Source organism: Cellulomonas olei (assembly GCF_039548315.1).
GTDB lineage: Bacteria > Actinomycetota > Actinomycetes > Actinomycetales > Cellulomonadaceae > Cellulomonas.
Map to the genome: position 1 here is coordinate 15,762 of NZ_JBCLVN010000034.1, position 26,668 is coordinate 42,429.

The window sequence follows — 26,668 nt, forward strand, 5'->3', positions numbered from 1 at the left end:
GCGATATCGTGCTGCCATGGAGCTCCGGCACCTGGCCGCGTTCGTCGCCGTCGCGGAGGAGCGGTCGTTCACCGCGGCGGCCGCCCGGCTCGTCCTCGTGCAGTCCGCGGTGTCGGCGTCGGTGGCGTCGCTGGAGCGCGAGGTGGGCGCGCGGCTGCTCGACCGGACGCCGCGTCGCGTGGAGCTCACCGACGCCGGGGCCGCGCTGCTGCCGCACGCCCGCACCGCCCTCGACGCCGCGCGCGACGCCCGCGAGGCCGTCACCGCCGTGCGCGGCGGGCTGCGCGGCACGGTGCGCGTCGGCACGCTCACATCCGTGCCGCTGCTCGACGTCCCCGGCCTGCTCGGGGAGTTCCACCGCCGGCACCCCGACGTCGCGCTGCGGCTGACGGCGGCGCCCTCCGGGTCCCGCGGCCTGGTGGCGGAGGTCGCCGCGCGCCGCCTGGACCTCGCGTTCGTCTCCGCACCCGGGCCGCTGCCCGCCGGGGTGCGGCTCACGGAGCTGGCGTCGGCGCCCATGGTCCTCGTCCTGCCCCGGGGGCACGCGCTGGCGGGTGGCGACGCGGGACCCGTGGACGTGCGGCGGCTCGACGGGCTGGACTTCATCGACTCGCCGGAGGGCTACGGCAACCGCGCGGTCGCCGACGCGGCCCTCGCCGGGGCGGGCGTCGGCCGGCGCGTGACGATCGAGATCGCGGACATCGGCACCGCCGCGGCGTACGTGCGTCACGGGCTGGGCGTCGCGCTGCTGCCGCGGTTCGCCGTGGGAGCCTCCGACGGGGTGGTCACGCGCGAGGTGGGCGGCGCGGACCTGCGGTGGCCGCTCTCGCTCGCGACCCCGGCGGACCGTCGGCCCGGGGCGGCCGCCGCGGCGCTGGCGCGGCTCGTGCGGGAGGGGGCCGCGACGGCGGGGTGAGGCGACGGGGCGACGCGGGGCGCAGTGCGGTCGGACCGGTGCGGCCGGACCGGTGCGGCCGGCCCGATGGAGCCGGCCCGGGGCCGGTCAGACCCCGAGCAGCGCGCGCACGCGCCGGACCGCCTCCCGCCCGGCGCGGTTCGCCCCGACCGTGCTCGCGCTCGGGCCGTAGCCGACGAGCTGCACCCGCGGGTCCGCCACCACCTGGGTGCCGTCCACCACGATGCCGCCCTCGGCGTTCCGCAGCCCCAGCGGGCGCAGGTGGTCCAGCGCGGGCCGGAAGCCGGTGGCCCACAGCACGACGTCGGCGGTCTCGTGCACCGGGCCGGAGACCCAGCCCGCGGCGAGCGGACCGCGGGCGGTCGCGTCGTCCCACACGGCGCCGTCCGCCACCAGGCGCGTGAACACCGGCCGGGCGCGCAGCACCCCGGCCGCGATGCCCGCGCGGTACTCCGGCGTCAGGGGCAGGCCGGTCGCGGAGACGATGCTCCCCGGCGGCAGCCCGGCGCGGGTCCGCTCCTCCACCCGCGCCACGGCGGCGCGGCCCAGTTCCGGGGAGAACCCCTCGTCCCGCCAGTCCGGCGGACGGCGCGTGACCCAGGTCGTCGACGCGGCGTGCGGGTGGATCGCCAGCAGGTGCTGCACCGCGGAGATGCCGCCGCCCACCACGAGCACCCGCCGCCCCGCGAGCTCCTCCGGCGTGCGGTAGTCGTGCGTGTGGAGCTGGGTGCCCGCGAACACGTCCCGGCCCGGGTAGGACGGCCAGAACGGCCGTGTCCAGGTGCCGGTGGCGTTGACCAGGGCCCGGGCGTGCCAGGTGCGGACGGTGCGGCGGCGGGCGGGCACGGGCGCCTCGAGGTCGGGGGGCAGGTCGAGGGCCGGCGCCGGCCCGGGGACAGCGCGCGCCGCGCCGACCCCGCAGCCCAGGCCGTCGTCGGGGTCGGGCGGCGCGTCCGGCGTCGTGCCGCGCGCCGGGGTCCCGGACCGGGTGGCGGGGGCGGCCGGGGTGGCCGGGACGGTTCGGGGGGCGGCGTCCGGGTCGCCCGCGCCGGGCCGCTCGACGGTCTCGACCGCGAGCAGCCCGCCGTCGTCGCGGACCGCGCGCACCTGCACGGGTCGCCGCACCGCGAGCCCCAGCTCCTGCTCGTAGTCGCCGAAGTACCGGGTCAGCGCCGCGGACGCCGGCTCGTCGGCGGGGAAGTCGGGCAGCGCGCGCCCGGGCAGCTCGTAGACGCCGTTGACCGTCCGCATCGTCAGGCCCGGCCACCGCTCGCGCCACGCCCCGCCCGGGCCGGGCGCCGCGTCCAGCACCACGTAGGTCGGGCCCCCGGACGTGCCGGCGGGGACGAACCCGGAGCGCGCGAGGTGCGCGGCCACCGCGAGCCCCGCCTGGCCCGCGCCGACGACCACGACGTCCGCGACGGCGTCGGTCGGGGTCACGTCAGGCACACGAGGTCCAACGCCCGGGGCCCCGGGGACGTTCCCCCCGGGGACCGCGCAGGCGCCGGCGCGGGGTGGTGGGATGGGGACGTGCCCGACCCGATCACCGTGACCTCCGGAGCCCTCGACGCCGACGGCGCCCGCGCCGTGCGCGACCTCGCCGCGGCCGCGGCCAGGACCGACGGCGTGCCGCCCCTGTCCGAGCAGCCGCTGCTGTGGCTGACCGGCGGCGGGCCGGGCGTGCAGCACCTCGTCGCGGCAGCCCCGGACGGGACGACGACCGGCTACGCCCAGGTGGACCTGCGCGACCCGGCGCTCGCCACGGCCGAGGTGGTCGTCCGCCCGGCGCACCGCCGGCGCGGGACGGGCTCGGCGCTGCTCGACACCGCCGGCGCGCTGGTCCGCGAGCACGGCGGCGACGGCGTCGCGGTGTGGGCGCACGGCGACCTGCCCGCCGCGCGCGCCCTCGCGGCCGCCCGCGGGCTGCCCGTGGTCCGGGAGCTGTGGCAGATGGCGCTCGACCCGGTCGTCGTGCCGGACGCCCCGCCGCTGCCCGACGGCGTCACCGTGCGCGCGTTCGAGCCCGGCCGCGACGAGGACGCGTGGGTCGCGGTGAACGCCCGCGCCTTCGCCGCGCACCCCGAGCAGGGACGCCTCACGCGCGCCGACCTGGAGGACCGCGAGGCCGAGCCGTGGTTCGACCCGGCCGGGTTCCTGCTCGCGGTCGGCGGCGACCGGCTGCTGGCCTTCGGCTGGACCAAGGTCGCCGACCCCGACGAGGGCGAGGTCTACGCGCTCGGCGTCGACCCGGACGCGCAGGGCCAGCGCCTCGGCCCGGCGCTGACGGCGCGGATGCTCGCCCACCTCGCCGGGCGCGGCGTGCGGCGCGTGGTGCTCTACACCGAGGGCGACAACCACGCGGCGATCCGGGTCTACCGCGCCGCGGGGTTCGAGCGGTCCGCGGTGGACGTGGTGTACGGGGCCTGACCTCCCGGGTGCGGGCAGCGGTCGCCCGCCCCGCATCAGCCGGGGCGGTGGCGGGCCCCGTCGAGCGTCCAGCTCGTGAGCAGGTCGAGCGCCTGCCGCGACGGCGACCCCGGTTCGGCGGTGAACAGGAACAGCACCTGGTCCGGGTCGCCCGGCGTGGTGAGCGTCTCGTACTGCAGCGTGAGGTCGCCGGCCACGGGGTGCCGGAACCGCTTGTCGCCGAAGGTCCGCTGGTGGACCCGGTGCTCCTCCCACCACCGGGCGAACTCCGGGCTGGCCGCGGCGAGCGCACCGACCAGCGCCTGCGTGGCCGGGTCGTCGGGGTCGCGGCCGGCCTCGAGCCGGAGGTTCTCCACGACGGTGCGGGCCTGCGCGTCCCAGTCGACGAGGCGCTCGCGCGCCGCCGGGTCGAGGAACATCCACCGCGCGTAGTTGCGGTCGCGCGCCGGCATCGCGTCGAAGTCGGCGAGCAGCGCCCGGGCGAGCCGGTTGGCCGCGAGCACGTCCGTGCGGCGGCCGAGCAGCAGCGCCGGGACGCCGTCCAGCGCGTCGAGCAGCTGGTGCAGGCCCTGGCGTGCGCGCTGCGCGTGGACGGGGCGCCGGGACGGGCGGGGGGACCCGCCGACGAGGTGCTCCAGGTGTGCACGGCCGGCCTCGTCGAGCTGGAGGGCGGACGCGATGGCCGCGACGACCCCGGCGGACGGGACGATCCTGCGGCCCTGCTCGAGCCGCGTGTAGTAGTCGGTGGAGACCCGGGCGAGCGCGGCGACCTCCTCGCGGCGCAGGCCCGGGACTCGGCGCACGCGGTCGTCCGGCGGGAGCCCCGTCCGCGCCGGGTCGACCTGGCTGCGCGCACGGCGCAGGAAGTCGGCGAGGTCCCGGTTGACGTCGGTCACCGCCCGATCCTCGCGCACGAGGCGGCGGTCGCGCCTGGGTCTGCGCGTCCTGGTCACGGGAGTCCTGGTCCGCGGCGGGCCGGTGGTGCGGCCCCACGGGCCTGCCGCCCGGCCGAGGCTGGAGGCACCGACGAGAGAGGAACTCCCATGACCTATCCCACCGACCGCCCGGCCACCTGGTTCGTCACCGGCACGTCCCGCGGGCTGGGACTCGCCCTGGTCCGGCACCTCCTCGAGCGGGGCGACCGCGTCGCGGCCACGACCCGCTCCCCCGCGCGGCTGCTCGCCGCCCTCGGCGACGCCCCGACCGCCGACCTGCTGCCGCTCGAGGTCGACCTCACCGACCCGGCATCGGTGCGCGAGTCCGTCGCGCGGACGACCGCGCGGTTCGGCGGCGTCGACGTCGTGGTCAACAACGCGGGCTACGGCTACCTGGGCGCGGTCGAGGACACGAGCGAGGCGGACGTCCGCCGCATGCTCGACGTCCAGGTCGCCGGGACGTGGAACGTCCTGCGGGAGGTGCTGCCGGTCATGCGTGCCGCCGGGTCCGGGCACGTCATCACCGTGTCGTCGATCCTGGGTCTGCTGGCCTTCCCGGGCTGGGGGCTGTACTGCGCCGCCAAGTTCGCGGTCGAGGGGCTGACGGAGTCGCTCGCCGGCGAGGTGGCGGACCACGGCATCCGCGTGACGATCGTCGAGCCCGGCTACTTCGACACGGACTTCCTGCGCGAGAGCTCGCTGGAGGTCTCCACGGGCACGAGCGGCGCCTACCCGGGCATCGCGGCGATGGTCGAGCAGCACCGCGCGATGCCGGGCACGCAGCCCGGCGACCCGGTGAAGGGTGCCGCCGCCATCGCGGAGGTCGCCGCCCGCGCCGACGGACCGCTGCGCCAGCAGCTCGGCTCGGACTCCTCGGGCATGGCGGCCGACCGCGCCGAGGCCCTGGCGGCCGAGGTCGCGGCCGCCCGCGGGCTCGCGCTGACGACCGACAAGTCGCGCTGACGACGCCCGCCCGCGCCGGGGCCTGTCGGTCCCGGCGCGGGCGCGCGGAAACGGACTCCCAGCCGCCGCGTGCTGTTCAACCCCGCGTGCCACCATGTGGAGATGACCGACGCCTCCGCCTCCGACGGGACCCCGAAGGGCCGCCGCACCTCGGCCGCGACGACGGCGACCGCCCGCGCCTCCGCCGGCGCGAGCACGTCCGCCGGCGGTGCGCGCCCGGCCCGCGCGAGCACCTCCCGCGCGCGCGGGACGACGCGCCGCACCGCCGAGCAGGACGGCAAGCCCGCCACGGCCCCCGCCCCGGCGACCTCCGCGCCGACCACGCGGACGCGCCCGCTGGCGCCGGAGCTGGCCGCGCACATCGCCGAGCACATCGCGCCGCTGTCGAGCGCCCCGGCGACGGACGCCGCCGAGCTGCCGCCGCTGCCCGTCGACCGGTTCCTGGACCGCGAGGTGTCGTGGCTGGCGTTCAACGAGCGAGTGCTGCAGCTCGCCGAGGACGCGACGCAGCCGCTGCTGGAGCGCGTGCGGTACCTGGCGATCTTCGCGTCGAACCTCGACGAGTTCTTCATGGTGCGCGTCGCGGGCCTGAAGCGCCGCATCGCGACCGGCCTGGCCGTCACCGCGGCGTCGGGCCTCAGCCCCCGGCAGGTGCTCGAGGCGATCAGCGTGCGCGCGCACGACCTGTCCGCCCGGCACGCGCGGGTGTTCGCCGAGCAGGTGCAGCCGGAGCTCGCGCAGCAGGGCATCACGCTGGTCCGCTGGGACGAGCTCGGGGAGGCGGAGCAGGACCGGCTGCGCAAGTTCTTCCGCAAGCAGATCTTCCCGGTGCTGACCCCGCTGGCGGTCGACCCGGCCCACCCGTTCCCGTACATCTCGGGCCTGTCGCTGAACCTGGCCGTCGTCGTGGTGAACCCGACGACCGGCAAGGAGCACTTCGCCCGCGTCAAGGTGCCGCCGCTGCTGCCCCGGTACATCGCGGTCGACGCCCGGGGCCGCCCGAGCGCCGCCCCGTCGCAGGCGCCGACCGACCGCGGGCCGATGTCGTTCGTGCCGGTCGAGGACGTGATCTCCCAGCACCTGGACCAGCTGTTCCCCGGCATGGAGGTGCGGGAGCACCACACGTTCCGCGTCACCCGCAACGAGGACGTGGAGGTGGAGGAGGACGACGCCGAGAACCTGCTCCAGGCGATGGAGAAGGAGCTGCTGCGGCGCCGGTTCGGCCCGCCGGTGCGCCTGGAGATCGCCGACACCATCAGCCCGCGCATCCGCCAGCTGCTCGTGCGCGAGCTCGGCGTGGCCGAGGAGGAGGTGTACGAGCTGCCGGCGCCGCTCGACCACACCGGCCTCAACCTCATCGCCGACCTGGACCGCGCGGACCTGCAGTACCCGCGGTTCGTGCCGACCACGCACCGGTTCCTGGCCGAGGTGGAGAGCGCGACGCCGACGGACGTCTTCGCCGCGATCCGGGCGCGCGACATCCTGCTGCACCACCCGTACGACTCGTTCTCGACGTCCGTGCAGACGTTCCTCGAGCAGGCCGCGGCCGACCCGAAGGTCCTCGCGATCAAGCAGACCCTGTACCGGACGTCCGGCGACTCCCCGATCGTCGACGCGCTGATCGACGCCGCCGAGGCCGGCAAGCAGGTGCTCGCCCTGGTGGAGATCAAGGCCCGGTTCGACGAGCAGGCGAACATCGAGTGGGCGCGCAAGCTCGAGCAGGCCGGCGTGCACGTGGTCTACGGCATCGTCGGCCTCAAGACGCACGCGAAGCTGTCCCTGGTGGTGCGCCAGGAGTCCGACGGGCTGCGCCGGTACTGCCACGTCGGCACCGGCAACTACAACCCGAAGACCGCCCGCATCTACACGGACCTCGGGCTGCTGACGTGCGACCCGGACGTCGGGCAGGACCTCACGCGCCTGTTCAACCAGCTGTCCGGGTACGCGCCGAAGTCCCGGTTCCACCGGCTGCTGGTCGCGCCGCGCTCGGTGCGGTCCGGGCTGGTCGAGCGCATCGACCGGGAGGCGCGCGCGGCGCGTGAGGGACGGCCGGCCTGGATCAAGATCAAGGTGAACTCGATGGTCGACGAGGAGACCATCGACGCCCTGTACCGCGCGTCCCAGGCGGGCGTGCCCGTCGACCTGTGCGTGCGCGGCATCTGCGCGCTGCGCCCGGGCGTCCCCGGCCTGTCCGAGACGGTGCGGGTCCGCTCGATCCTCGGCCGGTTCCTGGAGCACGCCCGGGTGTTCGCGTTCGCCGCGGACGACGGGGTGACGCCGGAGGTCGCGGACGCCGGCCGGGACGCCGGCGGCGACCGGCTGCCCGGGCCGGAGGTCTACATCGGCTCGGCGGACCTCATGCACCGCAACCTGGACCGCCGCGTCGAGGCGCTCGTCCGCCTGGCCGACCCCGACCAGATCGCGGAGCTCGTGGACCTGCTGGACGAGTCGATGGACGACGGCACGTCGTCGTGGCACCTCGGCCCGGACGGCGTGTGGACCCGGCACGCCACCGGGGAGGACGGCCCGCTGCGGGACCTGCAGTCGGTGCTGATCTACCGGCAGCGCCGGCGCCTGGGCGGCGCCCGATGAGGACGGCCCCGTGAGGGCGGTCCCGGTCGTCGAGGCCGCGGGCGCCCTGGTGTGGCGCGTGCGGCAGGGGCGCCTGCAGGTCGTGCTCGTGCACCGTCCCCGGTACAAGGACTGGTCCTGGCCGAAGGGCAAGCTCGAGCCGGGCGAGCACGTCACGACGGCAGCGGTCCGCGAGGTCGAGGAGGAGGCGGGGCTCGAGATCGTGCTCGGCCGCCCCCTGCCCGGCCTGGAGTACCCGTTGTCCGACGGCCGCCGCAAGCGCGTGCACTACTGGTCCGCGCAGGTCGCCGGCCGCCCGGACCGCCCGGCGGTGCACGCCCGCCCGCCGGCGGAGCACGCCTCGGCCGACGAGATCGACCGCGTGCGGTGGGTCGACGCCGAGGTCGCGCGCCGGCGCCTCACCCGCGACGACGACCGGATCCCCCTCGACGCCCTGGTGGCGGAGCACGCCCGCGGCCGGCTCGACACCCGGGCGCTCGTGGTCGTCCGGCACGGCCGCGCCCGCAGCCGCGCGTCCTGGGGCCGGAAGGAGGCGACGCGGCCGCTGACCGACGCCGGTCGCCGGCAGGCCGGGGCGCTCGTCCCGGTGCTCTCGGCGTTCGGGGTCGCGGAGGTCGTGACCAGCCCCTGGGCGCGCTGCCGCAGCACCGTCGGCCCGTACGCCGCCGCCGCGGGGCTGACGCCGGCGGAGGACGAGCCGCTGACCGAGGCGCAGCACGAGCAGTCCCCCGAGAAGACCGCCGACCTGGTGGCCGCGCTGCTGCGGTCGGCCACGGACGTCGCCGTCTGCACGCACCGCCCGGTGCTGCCGACCGTGCTGGGCGTGGTCTCCGCGCACGCGCGGTCGCGGGCGGCGGCCGCCCTGCCCGCCGAGGACCCCTACCTGCGTCCCGGCCAGGTGCTGGTCTGCCACGTCTCCGACGCCGGCGGCAGGCCCCGCGTCGAGGCGGTCGAGGTCCTCACCCCGCTCAGCCGCGGCTGAGCGGCCCCGCGTGACCGGGCCCGCGTCCGGGGCCGGGTCGCGGTCAGTTCAGGAAGGGGCTCATCGCCAGGTAGACGAGCGCCGCGACGCCGGCGGCCGCCGGGATCGTGAGCACCCACGCGACGCCGATGTTCTTCGCGACACCCCAGCGCACCGCGGACAGCCGCTTGGTGGCGCCGACGCCCATGATCGCCGAGGTGATCGTGTGGGTGGTCGAGACCGGCGCGTGCAGCGCGAACGCGTTGACGTACAGCACGACGGCGGACACCGACTCGGCGACGAAGCCGCGCGCCGGGTCCAGCTCGATGATCTTGCGCCCCAGGGTGCGCATGATGCGCCAGCCGCCCGAGTACGTGCCCAGCGAGATGGCCGCGGCCGCCGCGAGCTTCACCCACAGCGGGATGCCGCCCTCGGGGTCCGCCCAGCCGACGGTGAGCAGCGCCATGAAGATGACGCCCATCGTCTTCTGCGCGTCCTGCAGGCCGTGCCCGAGCGCCATCGCCGCGGCGGACGCCGTCTGCGCGAGGCGGAACCGGCGGGTGGTCCGGGACGGCGAGGAGCTCCGCACGAGCCACAGCACGCCGACCATCACGAGGAACGCCAGGCCGAATCCGATCAGCGGCGAGAAGATCATCGGCAGGACGACCTTCTCGACGATCGCGGAGCCGTAGATCGCCAGCCCGCCGGCGAGGCCCGCCCCGACGAGGCCGCCGATGAGGGCGTGCGTCGACGACGAGGGCAGGCCGAACCACCACGTGATGAGGTTCCACACGATCGCGCCGACGAGCGCGCACAGCACGACGACGAGCGCCTGGTGCGACGACGCGTCCCGCAGGTCGACGATCGACGTGGCGATGGTCTCCGCCACCTCGGTGCCGAGCAGCGCCCCCGTGAAGTTCATGGCCGCGGCCATGAGCAGGGCGGCGCGCGGCGTCAGCGCGCGGGTGGACACGGACGTCGCGATGGCGTTCGCGGCGTCGTGGAAGCCGTTGGTGTAGTCGAAGCCGAGCGCCAGGGCGACGACGACCACGACGAGCGCGAGTTCCACCGGGGCTCAGGACTCCTTGAGCGCGATGGTCTCGACCATGTTCGCGACCTTCTCGAACGCGTCCGCCGCGTCCTCGAGCTTCTCCACGACCTCCTTGAGCTTCATCAGGAGGATCGGGTCGGTGATCTCGTCGAACATCTGGGCGAGCAGCTTGCGGTGCGACTTGTCGGCCTGGTTCTCGAGCCGGTTGACCTCGACCCAGTACTCCGACAGCGAGTCCATCGAGCGCAGCCGCGGCATCGCCTCCGCGGTCAGCTCGGCGGCGCGCTGCAGCACCTGGACCTGGTCCGCGACGCGGTTCGGCAGGGCGTCCAGCTTGTACAGGACGATGAGGTCGGCGGCCTCCTCCATGTAGTCCATGCAGTCGTCCAGCGCGGACGCCAGGCCGTAGATGTCGTCGCGGTCGAACGGCGTGACGAAGGTCTGGTTGAGCCGCCGCATGATCGAGTGGGTGGCCTCGTCCGCCAGGTGCTCCACCTCGTTCAGCTGCTTGGCGAGCGCCTTGCGGGCGGGGCGGTCCGCCCCGAGCAGCTCGGCCAGCAGGTTCGCGCCGGTCACGAGGTGCGCCGCCGATGCGGCGAGGAGGTCGAAGAACGAGGTGTCGCGCGGGGTGAGGCGCAGGCGCACGGGAGGCTCCGGGGAAGAGGGCTCTTGTCAGGCACAGGCTAGGGCAGCCGTGGGGTGAACTCACAACCCCGAAGGTGAACGCAGGGTGAACGCGCACGGAGTCCCGGGTGTCGCGCTCGTCACGTCCGGGCCCGGTCCGGGACCGAGGTCACACGTCGACGTGCGCCACGGAGGATGAGGACGCCGGACCGGGAGCGCCTCTCGGCGCGAGGCCGCTCGGAGCGGCTGGTGTTGGAGCCCGGGGCTACCGCGGCCCGGCGTCGCGAACCACTGTACGCGTCGCCCGCAGGCGCGTCGCGGGCTGGACGGGGTGAGGAATCCCACGGCATGCGGGCCGTCCCGGCGGTGTTGTGAGGAGAGGACGGCACGTCACTCCAGCGCCCCGGCGCGCCACAGCTCGGCCGCGTGCTCGAGCTCCTCGGCGGTCCGCACCAGCGACCCGGCGCTGCGCGTCAGCCGGGCGGACGAGTCGTCCGCGGCGAGGTCCAGGTGGTCGGCGTCGAACGCCGCCCCGGTGCCCAGCACCCGGCAGAACGCGGCCCCGCGCTCGAGCGCCACGTCCAGGTCGCCGGTCCACAGTCCCGACAGCACCGCGTCGAGCACCTCGCGGACCTCGTCCGGCCCGGGCGGGCTCGGCACGCCGGCGACGACGTGGTGCACCGGTGCCGCGTGCAGGCCCTGCCGGTACCGGTCCGCGATGGTCTGCGGGTCCCGCCGCACCCACTCGCGCAGCACGTACAGCCGCCACAGCGTGCCGGGCAGCGTCGTCGCCGGGCTGTCGGACCACAGCGCGGCGACAGCGTCCAGGCCCTCGTGCTCGACGAGCCGCACCAGCCGCTCGACCAGCGCGGGGTCGTCGCCGCCGGACCGCCCGCGGTGCACGATCGCGGACGCGGTGGTGTGCGCGACCTCCGAGCGCAGGGCGGGGTCGAGGTCGCCGGGCAGGGCGTCAGCCGCCCGCGGGTCGAGCATCGCGGGCCGTCGGAAGCGCGGGCGGGGCCCGCCGGAGTCGGACGTCACCCCTCGATTGTCGGCCCTGCCCGCGCCTGCGCGCCTGTCCGCCCCGCGCCGGCCGCCCGTGGCGAGGGGCCCCCGTGCTTCCGCATGCGAGATGCGGCGGACAGGTGAAAGGTGGGATGGCCCTGCGCCGCCCCCGCGGCCCGGGGGCGTCACCGTGGAGCAAGGAGAGCGTCATGGCGCAGTCACACGTCCCGTCGGCGGGCCGGCACCCGTCGCACAACAAGGCGATCGGCCTGGCGGTCGCCGCCGCGGTCGGCGGGTTCCTGTTCGGCTTCGACTCGTCCGTCATCAACGGCGCCGTCGACGCGATCCAGGGGCAGTTCGACCTCGGTTCCACCCTCACCGGCTTCGCGGTGGCCGTCGCGCTGCTGGGCTGCGCGTTCGGCGCGTGGGCCGGCGGCAAGCTCGCGGACCGCTGGGGCCGCACCCGCGTGATGGTGCTCGGCGCGGTGCTGTTCTTCGTCTCGTCGATCCTGTCGGCGATCGCCTGGAGCGTCTGGGACCTCATCCTGTGGCGGGTCATGGCCGGCATCGGCATCGGCATCGCCTCGGTGATCGCCCCCGCCTACATCGCCGAGATCGCCCCCGCGGCGCTGCGCGGCCGGCTCGGCTCGCTGCAGCAGCTCGCGATCACGATCGGCATCTTCTCCGCGCTGCTGTCCGACCAGCTGCTGCAGGAGGCCGCAGGCGGAGCGTCCGAGGTGCTGTGGCTCGGGTGGGAGGCGTGGCGCTGGATGTTCCTCGTGGCCGTGGTCCCCGCCGCGGTGTACGGCATCCTCGCCCTGCGCATCCCCGAGTCGCCGCGGTACCTGGTGGCCCAGGGCCGGCGCGACGAGGCGGTCGCCGTGCTGCAGTCCGTGCTCGGCCCGGACGAGGACGCCGGCGAGCGCGTGGACCAGATCGAGAAGACGATCGAGAAGGACAAGCAGCTCGAGGCGCAGGCGACGCTCCGCGGCCCGCGGTTCGGGCTGCTGCCGGTGGTGTGGGTCGGCATCCTGCTGTCGGTGTTCCAGCAGTTCGTCGGGATCAACGTGATCTTCTACTACTCGACGACGCTGTGGCAGGCCGTCGGGTTCGACGAGAGCCAGTCGTTCCTCGTCTCCACCATCACGTCGGTCACGAACGTGGCGGTGACGTTCATCGCGATCGCGCTGATCGACAAGATCGGCCGCCGGCCCATCCTGCTCACCGGGTCCGCCGGCATGACCGTGGCGCTCGCCGTGATGGCGCTGGCGTTCACCCAGGCGTCGGGCTCCGGCGAGGACGTGTCGCTGCCCTCGCCGTGGGGGCCGGTCGCGCTCGTCGCCGCGAACGCGTTCGTCGTGTTCTTCGGGGCGTCGTGGGGACCGCTGGTCTGGGTGCTGCTCGGGGAGATGTTCCCCAACCGCATCCGCGCGGCGGCCCTCGGCGTCGCGGCCGCCGCGCAGTGGATCGCGAACTTCCTCATCACCGTGACGTTCCCGCCGCTGCTCGACACGTTCGGGGCGACCGGGCCGTACCTGATGTACGCGGTGTTCGCGGGGCTGTCGTTCGTGTTCGTGCTCGGCAAGGTGCCCGAGACCAAGGGCGTCGAGCTCGAGGACATGGAGGACCTGCCGCCGGCGCGCAGCCGCGGCACGGCGCGCACGTGACCCCGGCTTGATCCCGGCCGAGCCCCTCGCGGAAACTACGCGGGGGGCTCGGCCGTTGGACGGACCGGACACCGCTCGAAGGGACACACCGTGGGAACGCCGCACCAGCACGCCACCGGCACGCACCGGGCGGAGGTGGTGGCCCCATGACCGGCCCCGCCACGCTCGCCGCGCACGACGTCTGGGCCGGCTACGGCGGCGCCCCCGTCCTGGCGGGCGCGACCCTGTCGGTGGCTCCCGGGGAGACGGTCGGCCTGATCGGCCGCTCCGGGGCCGGCAAGTCCACGCTCGTCCAGGTGCTGCTCGGCCGGCACAAGGCCACGCAGGGGCGCGCGACGTACGGCGGCCGGCCGGTCGCGAAGATGTCCCGCAAGGAGGCCAAGGGCTTCCGCGCCCTGGTCCGTGCGGTCCACCAGGAGGGCCTGGTCGGCGTCGACTCCCGCTCCACCGTCCAGCGGGTGCTGAAGAGCACGCTCGACGACGCCCGCAAGGCCGGGCGGGCCACCGGCCAGGAGCCGGCCGACGTCCTGGCGCGGGTCGGCCTCGAGCCGCGCTACCTCGACCGCACGCTCCACTCCCTGTCGGGCGGGGAGAAGCAGCGCGTCGCGCTCGCCGACGCGCTCGCCACCCGACCCGAGGTCCTCGTGCTCGACGAGCCCGCGACGGCGCTCGACCCCGCGCTGCGCGACGCGGTCGCCGACCAGCTCGCCGGGCTGGCCGAGGCGGGTGTCGGGCTGCTCGTCGTCTCCCACGACCTGCGGATGGTCGACCGGCTGGCGGGCACGGTGCACGTGCTCGCCGAGGGCCGGATCGCGGAGAGCGGGCCGCTGCGCACCCTGCTGTCCGACCCGCAGCACCCGGAGACCCGCGAGCTCGCGGAGGCGTTCCCGGAGGCCGTCGGCGCGTTCCGCTGAGCGCGGCGGCCGGTCCGCGTCACGCCCGGCCGTCGGCGAGGACCAGCACCTCCTCCAGGCGCGCGGGCACCGACCGGACCCGGCCGGTGACGCCCGCGGACGCGAGCACGCGCTCCACCGCACCGGGCTCCGCGCCCGCGACCCGCACCGACCGGCCCGCGACCGTGACGGGGAGCCCCGCGGCGCCGAGCGCGGCGAACGCGGCCTGCCAGCCGGCCCCGACGACCTCGACCGCCGTCGACCCGTCGAGGACGTCCGGCAGGGTCCCGGACGCCACCCGCCGCCCGTGCGCCATCAGCACGAGGGCGTCGCACTGCTCGGCCTCCTGCATGTAGTGCGTCGTCACCAGCACCGCCACGCCCGCCTCGGCCTGCGCACGGACGGTGTCCCACAGCGCCGCGCGCGCCAGCGGGTCGACGCCCGACGTCGGCTCGTCGAGCACCAGCAGCTCGGGGCGGTGCGCCAGCGCGGCCGCGAACGCGAGCCGGCGCTGCAGGCCGAGGCTCAGACCCCCGACCAGACGGTCCGCGACCGCGACGAGGTCCGCCGGCAGGTCCGGGACGTCCCGCGACCCGTACGCGGCGGCGACGAACGCGAGGTTCTCCGCGACCGTGAGGTCCGCCGCCAGCCCGAGCCCCTGCGGGACGTACCCGATCCGGCGCCGGACCGCCCGCGACGGGGCGCCGCCCAGCACCCGGACCGAGCCGGACGTCGGCGCGAGCAGACCCAGCACCGTGCGGATCAGGGTCGTCTTGCCTGCACCGTTCGCCCCCAGCAGGCCGACCACCTCCCCCGGGCGGACCGTCAGGGAGACGTCGTCGACCGCCCGCAGGCCGCCGAACGCGGTCACGACGTGGGCGGCGTCGACGGCCGGGGCGGGGCTCCCCGCGGCGACGTCGACCGGAGCGGCGCCGTCCGTCACCGTCGGAGGCTCCGACGGGCCCCGGCGTTCGAGCGTCAGGGCGATCACGGCGTCCTCCAGGTCGGCCGGCGGACCGCCGACGCCCGCGGGCACGAGCGCGTGGCGCGCACGCCCGCGCCGCCACGCCGCGACCTCGCCGCGCGGCCCGGTGGCGGACGGCGCCCGCCTCGCGGGTCCGACCAGCACCGAGCCGCGGACCTGGCCGGCCGCCAGCGCCGGGTCCCCCCGGTACACCTCCGCCCCGCGGTCGAGCACCAGCACCGACGCGGCCCGCTCCGCCTCGTCCAGGTAGGTCGTGGTGACGAGCACCGCGGTACCGCCGGCCGCCGCGGTGGACAGCAGCCGCCAGAGCTCGACGCGGCTGACCGGGTCCACGCCGGTCGACGGCTCGTCGAGCACCACGAGGTCCGGCCGGTGCAGCATCGCCAGGCAGAACCCGAGCTTCTGCCGCATCCCCCCGGACAGCTGCCGGCCGAGCCGGTCGGGCACGTCGGCGAGCGCCGCGGCGGTGAGCAGCTCCTCGGCGCGGGCCCGGGCGGTCGCGGCGTCGAGGCCGTACGCCCGCGCGACCAGCTCGACGTTCTCGGCGACGCTCAGGTCGCCCCACACCCCGGACGTCGCCGGCAGGAACCCGGTGCGCCTCCGGTCGGCGCGCCGCACCCTGCCCGAGACGGGCACCTCCCGGCCCACCAGCACCCGGGCCAGCGTCGTCTTGCCCGCGCCGTCACCGCCGACGACGGCGGTGACCTCGCCCTCCGGCACCGGGAGCGTGACGTCCGCCAGGGCGGCGCGCCCGCCGCGGTGGACCGTCAGACGCTCGACGCCGTAGCCGGTCACCGGGCCACCGCCGCGACCTCGGTGACGGCACCGGGAGCGCCGTCACCCGCGCCACGCGGTCGGCGGGGGGTGATCGACGCACGGAACCGCCACACCGCCGCGCCGAACACCGCCACCGCCATGCCCGACAGCACCACCACGGGCAGCCACAGCGAGTCCAGCCCGGCGTCGCGCAGCATCACGCCCTGCGCGACCTGGGTGAAGTAGGTCAGCGGCAGGCAGTACCCGATCCACCGGACGCCCAGCGGCATCGCGTCGAGCGGGAAGATGATCCCCGACAGCAGGATCTGCGGGAGCAGCACGAGGATCGCCGCCTGGATCGCCTGCCCGGCGTTCTGCGACACCGTCGAGATGAACACGCCGAGGCCGAGCACCACGAACAGGAAGACCGCTCCGGCCAGCACGAACACCAGCACGCTGCCGGTGAACGGCACGCCGAAGATGAGCATCCCGAGCACCGTGACCACCGCCATGTCGAGGGCCGCCAGCAGGAAGTACGGCGCGATCTTGCCGACGATCACGTCCACCGGCCGCAGCGGCATGACGGCGAGCTGCTCCAGGGTGCCGGCCGCCCGCTCCTTGACCAGCCCGATGCTCGTGATGATCGTGCCGATGAACGTGAGGATCAGCCCGATCAGCGCGGGGACCATCACCCACGACGTCTCGAGGTCGGGGTTGAACAGCACCTCCGGCCGCACCGCGTCGCCGAGCCGCGCGACGACGACGTTCGCGGCCTGCGCGGCGAACAGGTTCGTGCCGTCGATGAGCACCTCGGGCACGTCCCCGTCGGCGGCGGTGACGACGGCGAGGTCGTACCGGTTGGCCGCGAGCGCGTCGACGGCGTCCTCGCGCCCCTCGGACGGGCGGACCGAGCGGATGTCGAGCGTCCCGGCGGCCGGCGACCCGGCGACGCGGTCCGCGGTCGCCTCGGCCTGCGGCCCGACGACCACCGTGGTGAGGCTGTCGACCGTGAAGTTCGCGGCGAAGCCGAAGATCGTCAGCAGCAGCAGCGGCAGCACCACCAGCATCGCGACCGTCCGGCGGTCGCGCCGCAGCTCCCGGAACTCCTTGAGGATCATCGCGCGCATGCTCGCCTCCCGGGAGCGTCGGGGGCGCCGTCCGCGACGCCCGTCCCGCCCACCGTAGCACTGAAGCGGAACCTCCGATTCCGGTTAATGGCGGTTAGGGTGTCGACGTGAGGGCGGACGCGGCACGGAACCGGCAGCGCATCCTCGACGCCGCCCGCACGCTCTACGGCTCCCGCGGCCTCGACGTGCCCATGGAGGCCGTCGCCCGCGCCGCCGGGGTCGGCGTCGGCACCGTCTACCGGCACTTCCCCGACCGGGCGACGCTGGTGCGCGCCGTGATCGCCGACCGCCTCGCCCACGTCGGCGGGCTGGTCGCCACCGCCCACGCCGACCTCGCCGGCGACGACCCCGCGGCCGCCTGGGACGCGTTCCTCACCGGCGTGCTCGAGTCGGGGCTGCCGATGCTGGTGCCCGCCCTGGCCCCCCGGTCCCGGGACGCCGACCTGTTCACCCCCGAGCTCGTCGCGGAACGCGCCCGCACCGCCTCCGGCGCCGCCGCCGTGGTCGGCACCGCGCAGCGGCTGGGGCTCGTGCGACCGGACATCGGCGTCCCCGAGATCCTGCTGATGTTCGCCGCGGCCCTGCGCCCCCTGCCCGGGCTGCCGGACGTGCTCAACGCGGCCATGCTCGAGCGGCGCGGACCGCTGCTGCGCGCCGCGCTGCGACCCGGGGGCGACCCGCTGCCGGGACGCCCCGTGGACGTCCAGGACCTGCTGTCGGCGCTGACCCCCTGACCCCCTGGCCGCTGACCCGCTCGACCCTGACCCTGACCCTGCCTCCCCCCGCGCCGCTCCCTGCCCGCGGACGCGCCGGGCCGCGTCGAGAGGCCGGCACCCGGGGTGCGTGCCCATGCACGACCCCCGCCTGGTGGCCGCTCGACGGGTCGCGGCGCGCGGGAGCGCGGGCGAGAGCCGCAGGGCCGCCCGGGGCGGCGCGGTCAGGCCGGGAGGTCGGCGAGGAACGCCCGCACCAGGGCGGTGAACGCCGCCGGGTCGTCGAGCGGCAGCCCGTGACCGGCCCCGGCCACGACGAGCGCCCGGCCCCGCGGCAGGTGCGCGACGACGGCCTCGGTGTGCGCGTGCCGCACGACGTCGTGCTCGCCGGCCGCCACCAGCACCGGGACCTCCACCCGGGCCAGCGCCCGCAGGGGGATGCGCGGCTGGCGGACCATGAGGTCCGTCACCTCGGCCCGCGCGCGAGCCCGGGCGTCCACCAGCCCGCGTGCCCGCTGCGCCAGCCACGTCAGCGTCACCTCGGCGCGCGTGCGGGCCGACAGGCCGGCCGGCTCCGTGTTCGCGCCGTACAGCACGAGCGAGCGCACGAGCCGCGGGTGGCGCAGCGCGAGCAGCAGCGCGACGTTCCCGCCGTCCGAGTAGCCGACGACGTCGACCGGACCGGTGACCCCCAGCCCGCCGAGCACGTCGGCCACGTCGTCGGCCATGCGCGCGATCGTCAGCGGCCCGGTGCCGCGCGGCGACCTGCCGTGCGCCCGCGCGTCGGGGGCGATGACGCGGTGGTCCTCCGCGAGCCGCCCGGCCACCGGCGCCAGCGACCGGGCGTCCTCGCCGTTGCCGTGCAGCAGCACGAGCGCCGGACCGTCCCCGGCGACGCTCACGTGCAGGGGCGGCTCGCTCACCCGTCCGACGGTACCCGCGCCGCCGGCCCGACCAGCCGGGGCGGCGCGGACGGCCGACCGGTGCAAGGGCGCGACGACCGGGCACACAGACGGGGTGCACGGGCCCAGGCCCCTGTGCGCGACGCGCCCGCGCACCGGCACCGGGCACCGCGCACCCGCACCTGGCACCGCGACGACGGGAGGTCACCGTGCACCCCGACCAGCGCGGCACCCGGCCGCCCCCGGCGCGCCGGACCCCCGCCGCCCGCGGGGTCCTGCCCGCGCTCACCGCCGTGGCCCTCGCGGCGTCCGCGGGGTGCGCGGCGGGCGCGACCCGCAGCGAGACGTGCGTCGACTGGGTGCGGTTCCCGACACCGGCGGACGCGGTGGCCGAGGCGGACGCCGTGGTCCGCACGACCGGTCCGGCGCCTGCGTCGGGGGCGGCGGAGCTGTTCGGTGCCGACGCGAGCGTGCACACGGTCCGCGTCGAGGCGGTGCTCGCCGGTTCCGGTGCGCGCGCCGGGGAGGTCCTCGAGGTGGCGTCGACCCCGCTCACCTGCACGGGAGGGAGCCGCTACCCGGACGGCGACCCGCTGGAGGCCGCCGGGACGCTGCTCGTCCTGCTGGAGCGTGACGAGCAGTCGGGCACCTGGCGGACCCTCACCCCCGCGCAGGGTGTCGTCGCCGCGCCCGACGGCGCCGTGCCGGGCTCCTGGCCGGCGGCGACCACCGGGGCGGGAGACGCCGCCGACGCCCCCGGCTGAGCCGACGCGCCGGCGCACCGGCGCTCGCGCGCTCACACGCCGGGCGTCGACCCCCGCAGCACGACCTGGCCGGTGACGCGGACCGTCTCGGGTTCGCCCGCTGCGGGCGGCTCGAGCGCCAGCCGGACCGCCAACGCCCCGATGTCCGCGAGCGGCAGCCGGACCGTGGTCAGCCCCGGCATCGCGTCCCGCAGCAGACCGACGTCGCCGTAGCCCGCGACCGCGAGGTCGCCCGGCACGGACAGCCCGGCGTCGCGCGCGGCGGCGAGCGCCCCCGCGGCCATCACGTCGCTGACGGCGAGCACCACCTGCACGTCCGCCCGGTCCTCGACGACCTGGCGCATCCCCTCGTAGCCGCCGTCGCGGGAGAACGCCCCGCGGACCACCACCGGCGGGGGGCACCCCAGCGCGGCGAGCGCGGCGACGGCGCCGGCGCTGCGGTCCGCCGCGAGCGTGTGCGTCTGCGGGCCGGCGAGCACGGCGAACCGGCGGTAGCCCCGGCCGTGCAGGGCCGTCACCAGGTCGGACGCCCCCTCCCGGTCACCGACCACCACCGTCGGCACGCCGAACGTCGCGCGGCCGACGGACGCCACCGCCCCGCCCACCGCGCGGAACGAGTCCACGGCGGCGCGCACCGCCTGCTCCCCCGCGGGATCGGCCTGCCGCCCGCCGGCGAGCACGACCGCCCGCGCACGCTGGCGCTCCAGGAGGGCGACGAGAGCCGCCTCCCTGCCCGGCTCGTGCCGGGTCGACGTCAGGGTCACGCTCAGGCCGGCGTCCTCCGCGGCGGCGACGACCCCCGACGCGAGCTCGGCGCAGGCCGGGTCGGCGATGTCCGGCACGACCAGCCCGAGGGCCGTCGTCCGGCCCCTCGCCATGGCCTGCGCGATGCCGTCGGGCGAGTAGCGCAGGCGGGACGCGGCCTCGAGCACCCGCTCGCGGAGGTCCGCCCCCACGGTGCGGTTGGCGCTGCCGTTCAGGGCCCGGGACGCGGTCGCGAGCGACACACCGGCCTCGCGGGCCACGTCGCTGAGCGTCACCTGTCCGGCCATGGCCGCAGGGTAGGCGCATTCCCGGGCGTGCCGAGGGCCGCTTCTGGGTGGCAGGACCCAGCCGCGCGCACCCGACCGCGCGGGCGACGTCCGCGGCCGCCGGGTGTCCGGAACGTCCACGACGGCGCGACGGGCGCCGCCCTACGGTCGGGGCATGACACCTCGCCTGGACCTCGTCGGCCTCGTCGCGGCCGACCTCCCCCGCACCCTCGCGTTCTACCGCGCCCTCGGCGTCGACGTCCCGCCCGGGGCCGACGCCGCGCCGCACGTCGAGCTCGCTGTCGGCGGGCTCCGGCTGGCCTGGGACACCGTGGACGTCGTGCGCTCCTTCGACCCCGGGTGGGAGCCGCCGACCGGCGGGCACCGCGTCGCGCTGGCGTTCGCGTGCGCCGACGCCGCGGAGGTCGACGCCACCTACGCGCGGATGGTGGACGCCGGCTTCGCCGGGCACCTGCCGCCGTGGGACGCGGTGTGGGGCCAGCGCTACGCCGTGCTGCACGACCCCGACGGCACCGCCGTGGACCTGTTCGCACCGACGGCCTGAGGCGGTCCGGCGCCTCCGCCCTCACACCGCGGCCCACCCCCGGCGCGCGGCGAGCCCCGCGATCGTCCGCCCCACCACCGACCGGGCCTGCGGCTCGCCCGGATCCTGGTCGACGAGCACCGCGATCCCGCCGCCGGCCGCCGGGTACCCGCGCAGCTGGCACTGGAACCCGTCGCCCCACCCCTGGGTCATGACGCACGGCCGCTCGGCCGACCCGAGCACGAACACCCCGCGGCCCACGCCCAACTCGCCGGCGTCGTCCAGCATCGGCGCGGCCGCGTCGCCGCCCAGCAGCACGCCCTCGCCGGAGCCGGACCAGCACCGCACGAGGTCGGCGAGCAGGACGCCGGTCTCCTCGGGGGTGGACCACAGGCTCGAGGCCGCCAGGCCCGCGTAGTGCACCCGCCCGCCCGGCACGCGCGTGCCGTCGGGTCGGTGCCCGGCGGCGGCGGAGGCGGCGATCCGCGCGACGGCGTCACCGCGCGCCGCCCCCGGTGGCGGGACCTCCCCGGCCCACACGGCCGTGGCGTTCAGGCCGAGCGGCCGGGCGACCTCGCGGTGCACCACCTCGGCGAACGCGTCGCCCGTGGCCGCCTCGACCGCGAGCTCGACGAGGCAGTACCCGGCGTCGGAGTACGCGAACGCGGTGCCGGGCGCGGCGGTCACGCGGACGGGGCCGGGGTGCGCGGCCGTGCGCCCGGCGACGACGTCCGCGGTGGCGGGCGCCGGGCCCGCGGTCGGCTCGAAGGCGCCGGGCGGGTCCTCGACACCGCCGCGGTGCGCGAGCAGGTCCCGCAGCGTCGGGCCGGCGGCCCCCGGGACGGCGACCTCGACGGGGACGAGCTCGCGCACGTCGGCGTCCAGGGCGAGCAGGCCGCGCGCGGCGAGCCGGAGGACCACCACGGCCGCGACGGTCTTCGCCGCGGAGCACAGGTGCATCGGGGTCGACGCCGTCAGCGGCCGGCCCGTGGTGGCGTCCGCCGTCCCCGCGACCCGCACGACGACCCCGTCGCGGGGGTCCACGACGACCGTCGCGACACCGACGGCGGACGGGGGTGCGGCGTCGGGCGCGTCGACGGCGGGGTGGTCGGTGGATCCGGGCACGCGGCCTCCAGGCAGCGAGAGGGTGACCCGCGCTCCTCGCCCTGGATGCGGCTGGACCGCCGACGCTAGCCCCCACCTCCGACACCCCGGCGCTCAGCGGCGAGCGCGCCCGGCGGGACGCCCGCCAGCGCCCGGACCTCGCGCGACAGGTGCGGCTGGTCGGCGTACCCCGCGCGGTGCGCGACCTCGGCGAGCGGCAGCCCGTCGTCCAGCAGCCCCAGCACCCGCTGGAGGCGCAGCACGCGCCCGAGCGTCCGCGGGCCGTAGCCGAACGCCGCGAGGCTGCGGCGGTGCAGCGTCCGCGTCGTCACCCCCAGGGCGTCGGCCACGTCCTCGGCACCCCGGCCGGCGGCGACCATCCGGGCCGCGACCGCCGCGTCCCGCGGGCGCCCGCCACGTTCCGCCAGCCGGCCCGCCATCAGACGCTCCAGGACGGCGGCGCCCCCGGCGGCGACCGCGTCGGTCCAGGCCCTCGACAACCGGTCGCCCCAGACGGCCGCGAGGTCGGGCCGCAGGTCGCGCAGCGCGTCCGCCGGGACGTCGAGCAGGACGGGCGCGGCACCCGGGGGCAGTTGCACCCCGGAGACGGGTCGCCCCGCCGGCACCGGGCCGGTCGTGTGCGCCGTCGTGTCCGGCCCCGCCACGAGCAGGCGGCCGTCCGACCACAGCAGGTCCATGCAGCCGTCCGGCAGGATGCGCCCGTCCGCGGCGGACGCGTCGACCGTCCAGACGACCGCGCCGGGGACCAGCCGGGACGGCCGCTCGACGTACACCCGACCAGTATCGCCACGCCCGTGACGCGACGAGGGCCGGGCCCGCACCGTGGTGCGGACCCGGCCCTCGTCGAGGCGGAACCTGTCAGGCCGGCATCAGGCCCGTGCCGCCGTCACCGGACGACGCGATCGGCGGCGCCGGCGGGACGTCCGCGCCGGAGCCCGGCGTGCCCGCGGAGTGCGCCCCCACGGCCACCGGCTCCTTCGTGCGCGGCCCCCGGGCCTCGCCGCGGAACGTGAACTCGCCGAGGATGCCCTCGCCGTGCGCGTCCACGACCACCTGCTGACCCGCGTGCAGCTCCCCGAACAGGATCTTCTCCGACAGCGCGTCCTCGATCTCCCGCTGGATCGCGCGGCGCAGCGGCCGGGCGCCCAGGACCGGGTCGTAGCCCTTCTCCGAGAGCAGCTTCTTGGCCGCCTCGGTGAGCTCGATGCCCATGTCCTTGTCCCGCAGGCGGGCGTCGAGCTTGGCGATCATCAGGTCGACGATCGCGAAGATCTCCGGCTGCGAGAGCTGCGGGAACACGACCACGTCGTCGACGCGGTTGAGGAACTCCGGACGGAAGTGCGTCTTGAGCTCGTCGTTGACCTTCGCCTTCATGCGCTCGTACGACGTCGACAGGTCGCCGCCGGCCTGGAAGCCGGTCTGGACGCCCTTGGCGATGTCCCGGGTGCCGAGGTTGGTGGTCATGATGATCACGGTGTTCTTGAAGTCGACCACCCGGCCCTGCGAGTCGGTCAGGCGACCGTCCTCGAGGATCTGCAGCAGCGAGTTGAAGATGTCCGCGTGGGCCTTCTCGACCTCGTCGAACAGCACGACCGAGAACGGACGACGGCGCACCTTCTCCGTGAGCTGGCCGCCCTCGTCGTACCCGACGTAGCCGGGGGGCGAGCCGAACAGCCGCGAGACGGTGTGCTTCTCCGAGAACTCGGACATGTCGAGCTGGATCAGCGCGTCCTCGTCCCCGAACAGGAACTCGGCGAGCGCCTTGGCCAGCTCCGTCTTCCCGACGCCGGTGGGGCCGGCGAAGATGAACGACCCACCCGGGCGCTTCGGGTCCTTCAGACCCGCACGCGTGCGGCGGATGGCCTGCGAGAGCGCCTTGATGGCCGCCTCCTGGCCGACGACCCGCTTGTGCAGCTCGTCCTCCATCTTGAGCAGCCGGCTCGACTCCTCCTCGGTGAGCTTGAACACCGGGATCCCGGTGGCCAGCGCCAGCACCTCGGCGATGAGCTCCTCGTCGACCTCGGCGACCGCGTCCAGGTCGCCCGACTTCCAGGCCTTCTCCTTCTCCTGGCGCTTGAGGCCGAGCTGCTTCTCCTGGTCGCGCAGGCGCGCGGCCTTCTCGAAGTCCTGCTCGTCGATCGCCGACTCCTTGTCGCGGCGCGTCTCGGCGATCTGCTCGTCGAGCTCGCGCAGCTCCGGCGGGGCCGTCATGCGGCGGATGCGCAGGCGGGCGCCGGCCTCGTCGACCAGGTCGATCGCCTTGTCCGGCAGGAACCGGTCGTTGACGTACCGGTCGGCCAGCGTCGCGGCGGCCACGAGGGCGCCGTCGGTGATCGAGACGCGGTGGTGCGCCTCGTACCGGTCGCGCAGGCCCTTGAGGATCTCGATGGCGTGCTGGAGGTTCGGCTCGGAGACCTGGATGGGCTGGAACCGGCGCTCGAGGGCCGGGTCCTTCTCCACGTACTTGCGGTACTCGTCCAGGGTCGTCGCGCCGACGGTCTGCAGCTCGCCGCGGGCCAGCATCGGCTTGAGGATGCTCGCGGCGTCGATCGCGCCCTCGGCGGCACCCGCACCCACGAGGGTGTGGATCTCGTCGATGAACAGGATGATGTCGCCGCGCGTGCGGATCTCCTTGAGCACCTTCTTCAGGCGCTCCTCGAAGTCACCGCGGTACCGGGAACCGGCCACCAGGGCGCCGAGGTCCAGCGTGTAGAGCTGCTTGTCCTTCAGCGTCTCCGGAACGTCGCCCCGGACGATGTCCTGGGCGAGGCCCTCGACGACCGCCGTCTTGCCGACGCCGGGCTCGCCGATCAGCACCGGGTTGTTCTTGGTGCGGCGGGACAGCACCTGCATGACCCGCTCGATCTCCTTCTCGCGCCCGATGACCGGGTCGAGCTTGCCCTCGCGCGCGGCCTGCGTCAGGTTGCGGCCGAACTGGTCGAGGACGGCGGAGCCCGAGGGCTGACCCTCCTGCGGGCCGCCGGCCGAGACCGGCTCCTTGCCCTGGTAGCCGGACAGCAGCTGGATGACCTGCTGGCGGACGCGGTTCAGGTCCGCGCCGAGCTTGCCGAGCACCTGCGCCGCGACGCCCTCGCCCTCGCGGATGAGGCCGAGCAGGATGTGCTCGGTCCCGATGTAGTTGTGGCCGAGCTGCAGCGCCTCGCGCAGCGACAGCTCGAGCACCTTCTTGGCGCGCGGCGTGAACGGGATGTGCCCGCTGGGGGCCTGCTGGCCCTCGCCGATGATCTCCTGCACCTGGGCGCGCACCGCGTCGAGCGAGATGTTGAGCGACTCGAGCGCCTTGGCCGCGACACCCTCCCCCTCGTGGATGAGACCCAGGAGGATGTGCTCGGTGCCGATGTAGTTGTGGTTGAGCATCCGCGCCTCTTCCTGGGCGAGGACGACCACGCGACGGGCTCGGTCCGTGAATCTCTCGAACATGTGCACTCCTCACGAGCGGCGTGCTCGCCGCGCGACCCGGCCCGTTGACCCGGGGTCGACACGCACGACGAGTCGGCGTTGTTCGATGCTAACGGCGGGGTGTGTCGCGGGCGTCCCGTGTTCGCCCCTGGCGTGACGGCGGAAGCGGCGACCCGGCTGCTGCGGACCGGGCCGTCAGCCGGCCGCGTGGGCCTCGAGGTACTCGGCGGCGGCGGACCGCAGCACCTCCGACAGGTCGCGGTGCTCGGCGGCGGCCTGCGCGCGCATCCGCTGGTCGAGCGAGCGCGGCACCCGGTACCGCCACGTGGGCGAGGGTCCGACGCCACCCTCCTCGAGCGGCGGGCGGCCCGGACGGCTCCGTTCGACCAGGGCGCGGCTCGCGGCGTCGTCCGCGGCGGCCTCCTCGAGCAGGGCGCGCGACGCCGCACGTGCCGCGGCGCCGCGGAGGACCTCGGCCCCGGGCCGCACCGCCGGCTCGTCCGACGCGGCCCACTCGCCGAGGGTGCCCGGCCGCTCGTCGTCCCGCGTCATCGCCCTCATCCCTCCCCGTGCTTGTCCACGCTGTCCGCGCACCTGATCGCCATCCCCGCACCGAACCACGGCCGAGACGATTAGTGTGACACAGAACCCACAGCCGTGACAGCCGTCAGCACGGCTCCGGTCAGTACATGAACTGCGCGACGCGCGCCCGGAGCTCCTCCGACATGCGCGCGAGCTCGCGGACCGCCCCGCCGACCTGCCCGACGATCTGCGACGACGACGCGGCGGCGGAGGCGACGCCGGTGATGTCCGTGGCGATCTCTCCCGAGCCCGTCGCGGCCTCGGCCACCGAGCGGCACATCTCGTTGGTCGTGGCGGTCTGCTCCTCCACGGCCGAGGCGATCGTCAGCTGGTAGTCGTTGAACGACGCGATGATCTGGGAGATCTCCCCGATCGCGGTCACGGCCGACCCGGTGTCGGTCTGGATCGCCTCGACCCGCCGGGCGATGTCCTCCGTGGCCTTCGCGGTCTCCTGTGCCAGCTCCTTGACCTCCCCGGCGACCACCGCGAAGCCCTTGCCCGCCTCACCGGCCCGCGCCGCCTCGATCGTCGCGTTCAGCGCCAGCAGGTTCGTCTGCTCCGCGATCGAGGTGATCACCTTCACCACGTTCCCGATTTCCTGCGACGAGGACCCAAGACGCGCGACCTGCTCGTTGGTCATGGCCGCCGCCGACGTCGCCTGACCCGCGACCTTCGCCGCCTGCGA

General features: G+C 76.0%; 24 protein-coding genes. 10 read left to right on the forward strand and 14 right to left on the reverse strand.

Annotation, left to right across the window (positions count from 1 at the left end; all coding sequences use genetic code 11):
• The first annotated feature begins 16 nt into the window (after positions 1-16).
• A complete protein-coding gene (locus tag AAHH18_RS11525; protein ID WP_343301728.1) occupies positions 17-916 on the forward strand; it encodes a LysR family transcriptional regulator in 900 nt (299 codons plus the stop codon).
• A gap of 87 nt (positions 917-1,003) precedes the next feature.
• On the opposite strand, the gene AAHH18_RS11530 is transcribed toward AAHH18_RS11525, so the two are convergent.
• Complete coding sequence (locus AAHH18_RS11530) at positions 1,004-2,356, reverse strand: NAD(P)-binding domain-containing protein (RefSeq protein WP_343301729.1); 1,353 nt, start codon at positions 2,354-2,356, stop codon at positions 1,004-1,006.
• 90 nt (positions 2,357-2,446) lie between these two features.
• Between AAHH18_RS11530 and mshD the strand changes: the two genes are divergently transcribed.
• Positions 2,447-3,343 carry a mycothiol synthase gene (mshD, locus tag AAHH18_RS11535; RefSeq protein ID WP_343301730.1) on the forward strand — a complete coding sequence of 299 codons (897 nt, stop codon included), beginning with the start codon at positions 2,447-2,449 and terminating at the stop codon, positions 3,341-3,343.
• A 35-nt stretch (positions 3,344-3,378) separates the two neighbouring features.
• On the opposite strand, the gene AAHH18_RS11540 is transcribed toward mshD, so the two are convergent.
• Positions 3,379-4,239, reverse strand: coding sequence for a helix-turn-helix transcriptional regulator (locus AAHH18_RS11540; RefSeq protein WP_343301731.1), 861 nt, complete (start codon positions 4,237-4,239; stop codon positions 3,379-3,381).
• A 147-nt stretch (positions 4,240-4,386) separates the two neighbouring features.
• Here AAHH18_RS11540 and AAHH18_RS11545 point away from each other — a divergent pair, with 147 nt between their 5' ends.
• The 3 genes from AAHH18_RS11545 to AAHH18_RS11555 all read left to right on the forward strand — a co-directional run bounded on the left by AAHH18_RS11545 (position 4,387) and on the right by AAHH18_RS11555 (position 8,815).
• On the forward strand, positions 4,387-5,241 hold the full coding sequence (locus AAHH18_RS11545) for an SDR family oxidoreductase (RefSeq protein ID WP_343301732.1): 855 nt from the start codon (positions 4,387-4,389) through the stop codon (positions 5,239-5,241).
• Positions 5,242-5,343: 102 nt separating this feature from the next.
• Positions 5,344-7,833, forward strand: a complete 2,490-nt coding sequence (locus tag AAHH18_RS11550; protein ID WP_283321769.1) for an RNA degradosome polyphosphate kinase — start codon at positions 5,344-5,346, stop codon at positions 7,831-7,833.
• A 10-nt stretch (positions 7,834-7,843) separates the two neighbouring features.
• On the forward strand, positions 7,844-8,815 hold the full coding sequence (locus AAHH18_RS11555; protein WP_283321770.1) for an NUDIX hydrolase: 972 nt from the start codon (positions 7,844-7,846) through the stop codon (positions 8,813-8,815).
• A 43-nt stretch (positions 8,816-8,858) separates the two neighbouring features.
• On the opposite strand, the gene AAHH18_RS11560 is transcribed toward AAHH18_RS11555, so the two are convergent.
• The 3 genes from AAHH18_RS11560 to AAHH18_RS11570 form a co-directional block, all read right to left on the reverse strand.
• Positions 8,859-9,863 carry an inorganic phosphate transporter gene (locus tag AAHH18_RS11560; RefSeq protein ID WP_283321771.1) on the reverse strand — a complete coding sequence of 335 codons (1,005 nt, stop codon included), beginning with the start codon at positions 9,861-9,863 and terminating at the stop codon, positions 8,859-8,861.
• A 6-nt stretch (positions 9,864-9,869) separates the two neighbouring features.
• On the reverse strand, positions 9,870-10,490 hold the full coding sequence (locus tag AAHH18_RS11565) for a DUF47 domain-containing protein (RefSeq protein WP_283321772.1): 621 nt from the start codon (positions 10,488-10,490) through the stop codon (positions 9,870-9,872).
• A 369-nt stretch (positions 10,491-10,859) separates the two neighbouring features.
• Positions 10,860-11,462, reverse strand: a complete 603-nt coding sequence (locus AAHH18_RS11570; RefSeq protein WP_343301744.1) for a hypothetical protein — start codon at positions 11,460-11,462, stop codon at positions 10,860-10,862.
• Between the two features lie 221 nt (positions 11,463-11,683).
• On the opposite strand from AAHH18_RS11570, the gene AAHH18_RS11575 reads away from it, so the two are divergent.
• Complete coding sequence (locus AAHH18_RS11575) at positions 11,684-13,141, forward strand: sugar porter family MFS transporter (RefSeq protein ID WP_343301733.1); 1,458 nt, start codon at positions 11,684-11,686, stop codon at positions 13,139-13,141.
• 146 nt (positions 13,142-13,287) lie between these two features.
• A complete protein-coding gene (locus AAHH18_RS11580; protein WP_283321774.1) occupies positions 13,288-14,055 on the forward strand; it encodes an ABC transporter ATP-binding protein in 768 nt (255 codons plus the stop codon).
• Positions 14,056-14,074: 19 nt separating this feature from the next.
• Here AAHH18_RS11580 and AAHH18_RS11585 read toward each other — a convergent pair whose 3' ends face one another.
• Both AAHH18_RS11585 and AAHH18_RS11590 read right to left on the reverse strand, forming a co-directional pair.
• A complete protein-coding gene (locus AAHH18_RS11585; RefSeq protein ID WP_343301734.1) occupies positions 14,075-15,814 on the reverse strand; it encodes an ATP-binding cassette domain-containing protein in 1,740 nt (579 codons plus the stop codon).
• Positions 15,811-16,902, reverse strand: a complete 1,092-nt coding sequence (locus AAHH18_RS11590) for an ABC transporter permease (protein ID WP_343301735.1) — start codon at positions 16,900-16,902, stop codon at positions 15,811-15,813. Before AAHH18_RS11590 ends, AAHH18_RS11585 begins: the two co-directional genes overlap by 4 nt.
• A gap of 107 nt (positions 16,903-17,009) precedes the next feature.
• Here AAHH18_RS11590 and AAHH18_RS11595 point away from each other — a divergent pair, with 107 nt between their 5' ends.
• Positions 17,010-17,636, forward strand: a complete 627-nt coding sequence (locus AAHH18_RS11595) for a TetR/AcrR family transcriptional regulator (RefSeq protein WP_283321777.1) — start codon at positions 17,010-17,012, stop codon at positions 17,634-17,636.
• Positions 17,637-17,839: 203 nt separating this feature from the next.
• Here the strand turns inward: AAHH18_RS11595 and AAHH18_RS11600 are convergent, their stop codons facing one another.
• Positions 17,840-18,538 carry an alpha/beta fold hydrolase gene (locus AAHH18_RS11600; RefSeq protein WP_343301736.1) on the reverse strand — a complete coding sequence of 233 codons (699 nt, stop codon included), beginning with the start codon at positions 18,536-18,538 and terminating at the stop codon, positions 17,840-17,842.
• A gap of 188 nt (positions 18,539-18,726) precedes the next feature.
• Here AAHH18_RS11600 and AAHH18_RS11605 point away from each other — a divergent pair, with 188 nt between their 5' ends.
• Positions 18,727-19,281 carry a hypothetical protein gene (locus AAHH18_RS11605; protein ID WP_343301737.1) on the forward strand — a complete coding sequence of 185 codons (555 nt, stop codon included), beginning with the start codon at positions 18,727-18,729 and terminating at the stop codon, positions 19,279-19,281.
• A gap of 32 nt (positions 19,282-19,313) precedes the next feature.
• On the opposite strand, the gene AAHH18_RS11610 is transcribed toward AAHH18_RS11605, so the two are convergent.
• Positions 19,314-20,333: a LacI family DNA-binding transcriptional regulator gene (locus AAHH18_RS11610; RefSeq protein ID WP_343301738.1), complete on the reverse strand. Its 1,020-nt coding sequence runs from the start codon at positions 20,331-20,333 to the stop codon at positions 19,314-19,316.
• Between the two features lie 154 nt (positions 20,334-20,487).
• On the opposite strand from AAHH18_RS11610, the gene AAHH18_RS11615 reads away from it, so the two are divergent.
• Entirely contained in the window at positions 20,488-20,877 is a 390-nt protein-coding gene (locus AAHH18_RS11615) for a VOC family protein (protein ID WP_343301739.1), read from the forward strand.
• A 21-nt stretch (positions 20,878-20,898) separates the two neighbouring features.
• Here the strand turns inward: AAHH18_RS11615 and AAHH18_RS11620 are convergent, their stop codons facing one another.
• The 5 genes from AAHH18_RS11620 to AAHH18_RS11640 form a co-directional block, all read right to left on the reverse strand.
• Complete coding sequence (locus AAHH18_RS11620; RefSeq protein WP_343301740.1) at positions 20,899-21,981, reverse strand: serine hydrolase domain-containing protein; 1,083 nt, start codon at positions 21,979-21,981, stop codon at positions 20,899-20,901.
• 65 nt (positions 21,982-22,046) lie between these two features.
• Positions 22,047-22,754, reverse strand: coding sequence for a helix-turn-helix transcriptional regulator (locus AAHH18_RS11625; RefSeq protein WP_343301741.1), 708 nt, complete (start codon positions 22,752-22,754; stop codon positions 22,047-22,049).
• A gap of 85 nt (positions 22,755-22,839) precedes the next feature.
• Positions 22,840-25,422 (reverse strand): ATP-dependent Clp protease ATP-binding subunit, encoded by a 2,583-nt coding sequence (locus tag AAHH18_RS11630; RefSeq protein ID WP_283321785.1) that lies wholly within the window; start codon positions 25,420-25,422, stop codon positions 22,840-22,842.
• Between the two features lie 174 nt (positions 25,423-25,596).
• Positions 25,597-25,953: a hypothetical protein gene (locus AAHH18_RS11635; protein ID WP_343301742.1), complete on the reverse strand. Its 357-nt coding sequence runs from the start codon at positions 25,951-25,953 to the stop codon at positions 25,597-25,599.
• A 130-nt stretch (positions 25,954-26,083) separates the two neighbouring features.
• Positions 26,084-26,668: methyl-accepting chemotaxis protein (locus AAHH18_RS11640; protein ID WP_343301743.1), on the reverse strand; the 585-nt coding region annotated here is incomplete at its 5' end.